We start from the raw sequence: 8,257 nt of genomic DNA on the forward strand, positions 1-8,257 counted from the left end.
CCTCTTCGTCTTTAATAAGTTTTAAGACTTTCTCAACTGACATAAAAACCTCCTAAGTTTAGTTGGTCTATATTAAGCAAAAAGCGTTCTAAACTTTGCATTTCTTATTTTTATAGCTTTTTTTGCTTAAATTACCAAACAAAACTTGTATTTTTGTTAACAAAATTGTATAATTGTTTACAATGAGGAGTATTAATGTTAATGAAAATTATTTTAGCATACTTCATGAAGTAAGTAAAGTTTTGAGCAGACAAAACAATATAAGGGATGCTTTCAAAAGTATACTTAAATTGCTTTACTCTTATCTTGACATACCGGCAAGTTTTATTGCTTTGTATAACCCTATTGAAAATACGTTGGAAATAAAAGAAAGCTTTGGTTTGCTTAAAAAAGAAAAATATAAAGGTGTTTTTAGAGTAGGTGAAGGTATTGTAGGTAGTGTATTTAAAAACGAGATTCCAGCAATCATACATGATCCAAAGGAAAATAAGGATTTTTTAAACAAAATGGGCATTTTAAACCGTTTTGATTTTGATGTAGTTTTTATTGGAACCGTAATAAAAATTGGTGGAGAAAAACTTGGCGTGCTCGGTGTTTACAAAGAAAAAACGCGAAATTTATCATATGAAAACGAGATAAAGTTATTATCAATGACAAGCATTTTGATTGGTTTTGCTCAAAAAATGAACGAAAAACTTGAATTTCAAAAAAGGACATTTGAGCAGGAAAAGGAAATTTTATTAAATAAAATAGAAATTAGAGAGCCTATAGCTGAAATTATAGGCGTTTCAAAACCGATTGATAATTTAAAAAGTACTGTTTTAAAAGTTGCCAATGTTGATTCGACAGTGCTTTTAGAAGGTGAAAGCGGCACTGGAAAAAGTTTGGTTGCGAAAGTTATACATAAACTAAGCAGCAGGAAAAAAGAAGCTTTTGTTAATATAAACTGTGCAAGCATACCAGAAAACCTATTAGAAGCAGAACTTTTTGGTTATGAAAAAGGTTCATTTTCTGGTGCAATCTCTCAAAAAAAAGGAAAATTTGAAATAGCAGATAAAGGGACAATTTTTTTGGATGAGATTGGCGACATTCCGTTATCATTACAAGGAAAACTATTAACAGTAATACAGGAAAAGGAATTCTCCAGGCTTGGCAGTCTAAATACAATTTCTGTAGATGTAAGAATTATTGCAGCAACAAATAAAAATTTATATGAGCTTGTAAATGATGGAAAATTTAGAGAAGATTTATATTACAGGCTTAATGTTATACCTATAAAAATTCCACCTTTAGTTGAGCGAAAAGAAGATATACCAATACTGATAGATTATTTTTTAAAGATATTTAACGATAAATACAATAAAAGTATTCAACTTTCAAAGGAAGTTTTAATAGAATTGATTAATTATAACTGGCCTGGTAATGTAAGAGAGCTTGAAAATATTATAGAAAGACTAGTTGTTATGAATGATCATACTATTTATGTTAAAGACTTGCCTGCCTACATTTTTCAGAACATACCATTAAAAAAATACGAAATACCAATTAATAGCGACAAAAATTTGCCCAACCAGATACAAAATATTGAAAAAAAACATATAGAAACAGCATTAAAAGAAACAGGATTTGTCAAATCAAAAGCAGCTAGATTACTTAATCTTACTTTAAGGCAGCTAGACTACAGAATTCACAAATACAACATAAAATTACAAAAATAAGCACAAACAGAAAAGTCTGTTTGTGCTTGTGCTTTAATTAGCAACCTTCTACTTTTGGTTTTGCGGCTTTCTTTGCAGCTGCTGCTGGAGCTTTCTTTTCTACTTTTTTCTCAACTTTCTTTTCTACTTTTTTTTGCTCAGCTGCTTTTGCGCCAAGAGAAAGTGCTGTGGTTAAAAACATTGATGCAACCAACATTGCTAAAACTTTTTTCATGCCATACCTCCATTAAAAATTTTCAAAATTATAGTAACTTTACAAATACAAGTCAAGCATTTTTTTATTAATAAATATTAATATGTTGCTCCATGTTGCAAAAGAAAATTATAAACGCTTTGATTACCACTTTCTTTTGCTGCACCAAGTGCGGTGCCACCAACAACACTTCTTGCATTTACATCAGCACCGTGAGCAATTAAAATTTTACAGATTTCTAAATTTCCATAATAGGCTGCATACATTAGCGGGGTTGATCCATTTTTATCTTTTACATTCGGATTTATGCCTTGGGCTAATATCTTTTTTACAAGTGTAGCGTTAGAGTTTGATATAGCTTTAAATAAATCTTCTGGTGTGTATGATTTTTTTGGAATACTTTCTTTTGTTTGTTGTGCAGCAATTGATTTTTTATTGGTATTTACATTTGGACTAATAACATTTTCGCTAATTTTTTTAATATCAGCTTTATTAAGCTTCCATTCATTTCCAGATTTAATTAACTCCCAGGTACCTTCGTATGTACTAACTGCTGTTCCATCTTTTATTTTATCTTGTGCTGTTACTATAACATTTGCTTTGGATGTTTGATTATCAAGCTGCGTAATTTCTACATTTTTAAGTTCTGTTGATATAGTGTTTTTAAAACCATCAGACCAAAGATTGTAGGGTTGTTTTGTTTGAAAATTGCTAGAAAGCACTCTATAGGCTTCCCGCAAGTTATTTGGTATGTTTTGATAGTAAGTTTTAATTGTATTTAGGATAGCGTTTTTTTCTTCTTCAAGGTTTTGTAGCGTTTGGTTTTGCGTGGCATTGGTTGTTTGTGTTTGTTGAGTGATCATGTTTGAGCTTAATTCTCTAAGTTTTGCGCATGCAATTGAATTGTTTTTATTGCAAGCTATTGTATAGAAATTAATTGCTTGAGCTTCATCTTTTGGAATTTGCGTACCATTTGCATACATATCTGCAAGTCTAACGCAAGAATCTATATTACCTTTATTGCAGGATTTAGCAAGCAGTTGAGCAGCTTTTGAATACTCTTTTTTGTCAATTAACTCAAGTGCTTTTTTGTGTAAAGAAAACATGCTTTTGTATACAAAATAACCCCCAAAAGCCGCTATAGCAATTAATCCAACAACAATTATAGCAACAAGTAATGAATCATTTTTAGGTTTTTGAATAACTTTTAAATCAGGTTTTAGTGAGTCTTTGGATGTGTCAGCTTGTTTTGTCTCTTGTTTTTGTTCGTTTTGTTGCGTAATATTGTAACCACAATACTTGCAAAACTTTGAAGAATCATCTATTTCTTTGCCGCAATTTGGACAAAACATGTTTTACCCCTTTAACACTAATTTTCTTTTCTTGTATTGCGCTCTATTGCAAGAAGCGCCAAAATGATTGAATACATAAATATTACACCAAGGCCCGAGAGAGCTATTATAAGGTATGTTGACTGACTTGATTGCTTTTTCATTTTGCTTTCTATTATTGAATTTATTTTTTGGTTAAATAAATCATTGTACTGTCTGTAATAATCGTCAAGCTTGTTTGCTGGGGCTTTTTCTAAAACCTCATAAAGTCCGTCTAAGTAAGATTTCTGATATTTTGCGTCTATATTGTTTATGTTGCTTACTATATTGTTACTTATATTTTCAAAATTATCTTGAGGTAAATTTAGCTTTTTTAGTATCAATTGTGTAATGGATGTTATTTTGTTTTGAATATATTGAGCCCGTTCATTTATTTGTGCAGTATTATTTGGGGTTGTAGCGTTTGTAGTGTTTTGGTTTTCTTGATAATAGTTTGCTTTTATAGCTTTTTGAACATCGCTAAAGTTTACTTCAACAGAGCTTTTTGTTGGCAAAAAGTTTCCAACTATAACAACCAATGCATATATCAGCATGATTAAACCAATAAATGCCATAAAAAAACTAAAAACTCTAACAAGTCTAAAAAAAATCTTATTTTCTACTTTGTTTAAAAATGACATAATTCAAAATACCTCCTAAATAGCAATTTTTTTAAAAAAACGAAATTTTTGTATTTTTTTAGACATAATCTTTATTTTTTAACAAATAAATTCCAATGATTGAGCCAGCCAAGTTTAGAAATAAGCATAACCAAAAAGCTAACGTGAAATCCATCGTTACTACTTGGCTTAATTTTACATTAAATAAAGAATTCGGTACGACTTGCTCATTTAATTGATTTATAGAATTATGCCTAAAAATAATTAGTATTAATAAGTTTAAAATACCAAGTCCGCTTGGTATAGCTAAATAAAGAAGTTTTTTAGATTTAACAACATAAATTATTGAAAGAACAAAAGCTACAAGCCCAAATAAAAAAACAAGCAATACCAGTGTACTTTGAATGTGTTCATTTCCTATATTTGTACCAAAAGCTAAATTTAAACCAGACAATGATATTTTTTTTGTAGGATCTATAGTGCACGATACAAACACAAAAGGAAATAAAAACATTAATAAGGCTAACCCAAACGATGATGGAAATGCTTTTTTGATAAAACTTAAACTGGAAATAATGGATACAGCCTTTGAAAAATCAATATTTGGTGCAGAAAATAAGTTTGTGTTTTGGTTTTTTTCAATTTTTGCTCCACAAAACTTACAAAACTTTGAAGAATCATCTATTTCTTTGCCACAGTTTGGACAAAACATAAACCCTCCTGGTATATTATTTCAAATTTGTAACATTTTATTTAAAAAAGTATGTTTTGTAAAGCAAAATTTAAAAAATTTTTTTAATATTGAATATTTTGCAAAATTTGTTATTATAATTTACAATGGTTTATTTGTTAAATGGTCCCATTTTGACAGATTTTGGTTTGTATAGGTACAAAAAAATTAGTATTGCTCAAGCAAAAAAAATTCTCAAGGCAAGTAATTTTATATCAGCTATAGGTCATGAAGCAACAGCAATATTTTTAAGTGAACTTTTAGAGCTTGATATTAAATATAACCGCATAACAATTAAAATGAAACAGGGAGATTTAGCTATAGTGTTTCATTTGCTTACTAGGCTTAAAGAAGGTCAGGTGTTGAATATAAAAGAATTGTGCAGTAAAGATTATACATTAGGTATTTTAAAAAGACTGGAGTAGGTGATTGCCTTGAAAGTATCAATTACAAGCAAAGATGCATTGATTTTAGTAGACATTCAAAACGATTTTTGTGTGGGTAGTTTAGCTGTACCAAATGCCTGTGATATTATCAACTCCGCAAATTCTTATATAGAGTTTTTTGAAAAAAACAATAGACCTGTTTTTGCCACAAGAGATTGGCATCCAAAAAATCATTCGTCTTTTAAAGAATTTGGAGGTATATGGCCTATTCATTGTATTCAAAATACAGATGGATCAATGTTTTATAAAGATTTAAAATTAACAGATGAGACAATCGTTATTTCAAAAGGAACAAATCCAGATAAAGATGCATATTCTGGTTTTGATGGTACAGACCTTAATGAAAAATTAAATAATTTGAATATCAGGCGATTATTTATCGGAGGACTTGCTACGGATTATTGTGTAAAAGCAACAATCTTGGATGCGCTTTCTTTTAACTATACTACATTTTTTTTGCACGATGCTTCAAAGGCTGTAAATTTAAAACCAGATGATGAAGCATTGTCTATCAATGAAATGCTAAAAGCGGGCGCTATTTTAATTGATTTAAATGACTTAATCCAATAATTTTAGGTGATTTCATGACAAAAAAAATTAAGATACTTTTGCTTTTTTTTGTACCTTTTTTACTTAGTGCATGCCATCAATACCATTCTAGAGAATATTACTTATCACATCCTAAAAAATGCGTTGAAAGACTTCACTATTGCAAGCAAAACTATGGGAAAATTATGTACGAAAATCAAGATTGTAAAAACGCATACGAAGCTTATATTGAGTTATCACACACTAACATGAAACAGAATTTGCATTAATTTACCAAATCCAAACGAAAATGCAGCGGCAAAAAAAGATGAAGTTACCATTTCAAGTACTTTTTTTCTAATAGAAATACCTGATACTATTGAAACAACTGTACCAACACTAGATAAAGCTAAAAATGCAAGCAATATTGAAAAAGGCAACGCGCTCATTGAGGTTTTAAAGATAAAAAAGGGTGTAACGGGAAACAGTACGCCAATCAAATATGCTATAGCTGTAAAAAAACCTGATTTTAACTCATTTTCTTCTACTTCCTGTGTTAAAAACTTTGATAAATCAGTATTGGAGTCCTGGAGTTTTTTAGTAATCTCAGTAGCTATATTTTCATCTATGTTTGAGTCAATAAGATCTTGTTTTAATACTTCAATTGCACGCTTTGGCGCAACGCTAAACAACATCTCATTTCTTTCATTTTTGCTTTGAGCAATTTGTCTTTGGGATCTAACGGATATAAATGCACCAATACCCATAGATAGTGCTCCAGCAATGCCCACAATTGAACCGCTTATTCCAACCAAAAAAGGATTGGTAAAGTATACAGCACTAAGTCCTGCAACTGTGCCCAAAATTTCAACAATGCCGTCATTCATTCCCAGTATAAAATCCCTTACATTGTTTGCACCAAATTTTTTTGATTCTTTATTAAATATACTTTCATGCTCAATTTCTTCTAAAATAATATTTTTCAAAATAGCTTTTTCTTTTTCGTCAAGAGCGTTTGATTTTAAAAAGCTATAGTATTCTTTGACTGTCGAGTTTTCGCCGGCTTCCAATAATGATACAATTATTGCAGCAGATATGAATTTTTGCAAAAAAACTGCTATTTTGATTTTTAGTGTATTTATTTTATCTTTGAGCTCTATATTATATTTTTTAGCAATTTTTTTCCAGAAAAGCGAGTGATTTTTTTCAATTTGTGCAATTTCACTTAAGCGATTTTTTAATTCTTCATCTTTTTGTGATTTTGACAATGCTAAATATAAGTGATAATCGTTTATTTCTCCTTGATAAAACTTTTCAATCAAATTCAAAAAATTTTCCATTTTACATCCCTTTGTGTATAATTCATATATAATAAATTTAATTTTGTCAAGTTTAGAGGGAGTTTTTATGTGTGATGTGTATGCTATTAAATTTAGCGAGCTTGTTAAAATAGTTGAACGTTTAAGAAAAGAATGCCCCTGGGATAGACAGCAAACCAATCAATCTATAAAAAACAACCTTATAGAAGAAGCTTATGAGCTATACGAAGCCTTAGAAGAAGATAATGATCAAAAGATTATTGAAGAGTTAGGTGACTGTCTATTGCAAGTAGTTTTTAACTGTGTTATAAAAAATGAAAATGGCAATTTTAGTTTGATTGACGTTATTGATAATTTAATAGAAAAACTAATCAAGCGTCACCCCCATGTTTTTGGCAAAAAACAATTAAATACAGCACAGGAAGTATTATCCCAATGGGATAGCATTAAGCAAAAAGATAAAAAATCTATACTTGAAGGTATACCAAAAAGAATGCCATCGCTTTTTAGAGCTTATAAGGTCCAGAAAAGATTATCAAAAGTTGGCTTGGAATTTGATGATGCAATAAATGCAGAAACCAAAATTTACGAAGAGTTAAGTGAGTTTAAAAAAGCAAAAACTACAGAGCAAAAAAAAGAAGAACTTGGGGATGTGTTGTTTAGCATAGTTAATTTTGCAAGGTTTTTTGATATTGATCCAGAAGAAGCTCTTCATATATCAATAGATAAAATAATTAAAAGGTTTGAATACATTGAAGAGAAATTAAACGGCAATTTTGATGGCGTCTCAAAAGAATTATTAAACAAACTGTGGGATGAGTCAAAGAATCTAACTTAAATTATTAGTCTCAAAAAAACTTCTTTGAAATAATTTACTTATATTTACATTTTATTTACATAAATATGAAGAAAATTTAATAATAAAACCATACTATTGAGTCAACAAATTATTGAGAGGAGGTTTTTTGCATGGTAAAGCAAAAAATGAAAAAAAGCGTACTTTCTTTGGCTGTCATAGCTGCTCTTGGATTTACAAGCGCAAGCTATGCTGGAAATGTTACAACAAAGACTGACACAAACATTACATTGTATGGTTTTACTCAAATGTATTTTGATTGGTACAACAATCAAAGTTTTCTTGGAACCAGCGCAAAGCCAGAGTATTCTGGTAAAACGCTAAATACTCCTGCGCAAACAAGTTTTGGCTCAACTGCAAACTATACGCGTTTGGGTTTTAGTCTAGACAACAAAGCAGAAGGTATAAAAGGCGTAATAGAAGGTGATTTTAAAGGTGGTGGTGCTAATATTGGTACAGATGGCAATGGCAATTTTC

Annotated in this window: 11 protein-coding genes; 6 read left to right on the forward strand and 5 right to left on the reverse strand. The window is 29.9% G+C overall.

Features of this window, described 5'->3' with window-relative positions:
* The first annotated feature begins 182 nt into the window (after positions 1 to 182).
* A complete protein-coding gene (locus tag ACP5FO_RS07930; RefSeq protein ID WP_428110654.1) occupies positions 183 to 1,718 on the forward strand; it encodes a sigma 54-interacting transcriptional regulator in 1,536 nt (511 codons plus the stop codon).
* Between the two features lie 37 nt (positions 1,719 to 1,755).
* Here ACP5FO_RS07930 and ACP5FO_RS07935 read toward each other — a convergent pair whose 3' ends face one another.
* The 4 genes from ACP5FO_RS07935 to ACP5FO_RS07950 all read right to left on the reverse strand — a co-directional run bounded on the left by ACP5FO_RS07935 (position 1,756) and on the right by ACP5FO_RS07950 (position 4,613).
* Complete coding sequence (locus ACP5FO_RS07935; protein WP_428157325.1) at positions 1,756 to 1,932, reverse strand: hypothetical protein; 177 nt, start codon at positions 1,930 to 1,932, stop codon at positions 1,756 to 1,758.
* 77 nt (positions 1,933 to 2,009) lie between these two features.
* Positions 2,010 to 3,263: an ankyrin repeat domain-containing protein gene (locus tag ACP5FO_RS07940; RefSeq protein WP_428157326.1), complete on the reverse strand. Its 1,254-nt coding sequence runs from the start codon at positions 3,261 to 3,263 to the stop codon at positions 2,010 to 2,012.
* A gap of 17 nt (positions 3,264 to 3,280) precedes the next feature.
* Complete coding sequence (locus ACP5FO_RS07945) at positions 3,281 to 3,922, reverse strand: hypothetical protein (protein WP_428110657.1); 642 nt, start codon at positions 3,920 to 3,922, stop codon at positions 3,281 to 3,283.
* Between the two features lie 58 nt (positions 3,923 to 3,980).
* The gene (locus ACP5FO_RS07950) at positions 3,981 to 4,613 is read right to left on the reverse strand and encodes a zinc-ribbon domain-containing protein (RefSeq protein WP_428157327.1); all 633 of its coding nucleotides are present in this window, start codon (positions 4,611 to 4,613) and stop codon (positions 3,981 to 3,983) included.
* Between the two features lie 125 nt (positions 4,614 to 4,738).
* On the opposite strand from ACP5FO_RS07950, the gene ACP5FO_RS07955 reads away from it, so the two are divergent.
* The 3 genes from ACP5FO_RS07955 to ACP5FO_RS07965 are packed head-to-tail and all read left to right on the forward strand — an operon-like array spanning position 4,739 to position 5,895.
* On the forward strand, positions 4,739 to 5,056 hold the full coding sequence (locus ACP5FO_RS07955; protein ID WP_428110660.1) for an STIV orfB116 family protein: 318 nt from the start codon (positions 4,739 to 4,741) through the stop codon (positions 5,054 to 5,056).
* A gap of 9 nt (positions 5,057 to 5,065) precedes the next feature.
* Positions 5,066 to 5,647 (forward strand): isochorismatase family protein, encoded by a 582-nt coding sequence (locus ACP5FO_RS07960; RefSeq protein ID WP_428157328.1) that lies wholly within the window; start codon positions 5,066 to 5,068, stop codon positions 5,645 to 5,647.
* A 14-nt stretch (positions 5,648 to 5,661) separates the two neighbouring features.
* Positions 5,662 to 5,895 (forward strand): EexN family lipoprotein, encoded by a 234-nt coding sequence (locus ACP5FO_RS07965; protein ID WP_428110662.1) that lies wholly within the window; start codon positions 5,662 to 5,664, stop codon positions 5,893 to 5,895.
* On the opposite strand, the gene ACP5FO_RS07970 is transcribed toward ACP5FO_RS07965, so the two are convergent.
* Positions 5,863 to 6,945 carry a VIT1/CCC1 transporter family protein gene (locus tag ACP5FO_RS07970; RefSeq protein WP_428110663.1) on the reverse strand — a complete coding sequence of 361 codons (1,083 nt, stop codon included), beginning with the start codon at positions 6,943 to 6,945 and terminating at the stop codon, positions 5,863 to 5,865. The genes ACP5FO_RS07965 and ACP5FO_RS07970 overlap by 33 nt on opposite strands.
* A gap of 67 nt (positions 6,946 to 7,012) precedes the next feature.
* Here ACP5FO_RS07970 and mazG point away from each other — a divergent pair, with 67 nt between their 5' ends.
* Both mazG and ACP5FO_RS07980 read left to right on the forward strand, forming a co-directional pair.
* On the forward strand, positions 7,013 to 7,762 hold the full coding sequence (gene mazG / locus ACP5FO_RS07975; RefSeq protein ID WP_428110664.1) for a nucleoside triphosphate pyrophosphohydrolase: 750 nt from the start codon (positions 7,013 to 7,015) through the stop codon (positions 7,760 to 7,762).
* A gap of 131 nt (positions 7,763 to 7,893) precedes the next feature.
* A partial coding sequence (locus ACP5FO_RS07980) for a hypothetical protein (RefSeq protein WP_428157329.1) occupies positions 7,894 to 8,257 on the forward strand: 364 nt, incomplete at its 3' end.

This window comes from Desulfurella sp. (genome assembly GCF_049977265.1).
In the GTDB taxonomy this organism is placed as follows: Bacteria; Campylobacterota_A; Desulfurellia; order Desulfurellales; family Desulfurellaceae; genus Desulfurella.

What these genes read in the sequence shown, in the direction of transcription:
- ACP5FO_RS07945 (WP_428110657.1), bottom strand. Translation starts at nt 3,922, where the DNA reads ATGTCATTTTTAAACAAAGTAGAAAATAAGATTTTTTTTAGACTTGTT.
- ACP5FO_RS07965 (WP_428110662.1), top strand. Translation starts at nt 5,662, where the DNA reads ATGACAAAAAAAATTAAGATACTTTTGCTTTTTTTTGTACCTTTTTTA.
- ACP5FO_RS07970 (WP_428110663.1), bottom strand. Translation starts at nt 6,945, where the DNA reads ATGGAAAATTTTTTGAATTTGATTGAAAAGTTTTATCAAGGAGAAATA.
- ACP5FO_RS07940 (WP_428157326.1), bottom strand. Translation starts at nt 3,263, where the DNA reads ATGTTTTGTCCAAATTGCGGCAAAGAAATAGATGATTCTTCAAAGTTT.
- mazG (WP_428110664.1), top strand. Translation starts at nt 7,013, where the DNA reads ATGTGTGATGTGTATGCTATTAAATTTAGCGAGCTTGTTAAAATAGTT.
- ACP5FO_RS07935 (WP_428157325.1), bottom strand. Translation starts at nt 1,932, where the DNA reads ATGAAAAAAGTTTTAGCAATGTTGGTTGCATCAATGTTTTTAACCACA.
- ACP5FO_RS07955 (WP_428110660.1), top strand. Translation starts at nt 4,739, where the DNA reads ATGGTTTATTTGTTAAATGGTCCCATTTTGACAGATTTTGGTTTGTAT.
- ACP5FO_RS07950 (WP_428157327.1), bottom strand. Translation starts at nt 4,613, where the DNA reads ATGTTTTGTCCAAACTGTGGCAAAGAAATAGATGATTCTTCAAAGTTT.
- ACP5FO_RS07930 (WP_428110654.1), top strand. Translation starts at nt 183, where the DNA reads ATGAGGAGTATTAATGTTAATGAAAATTATTTTAGCATACTTCATGAA.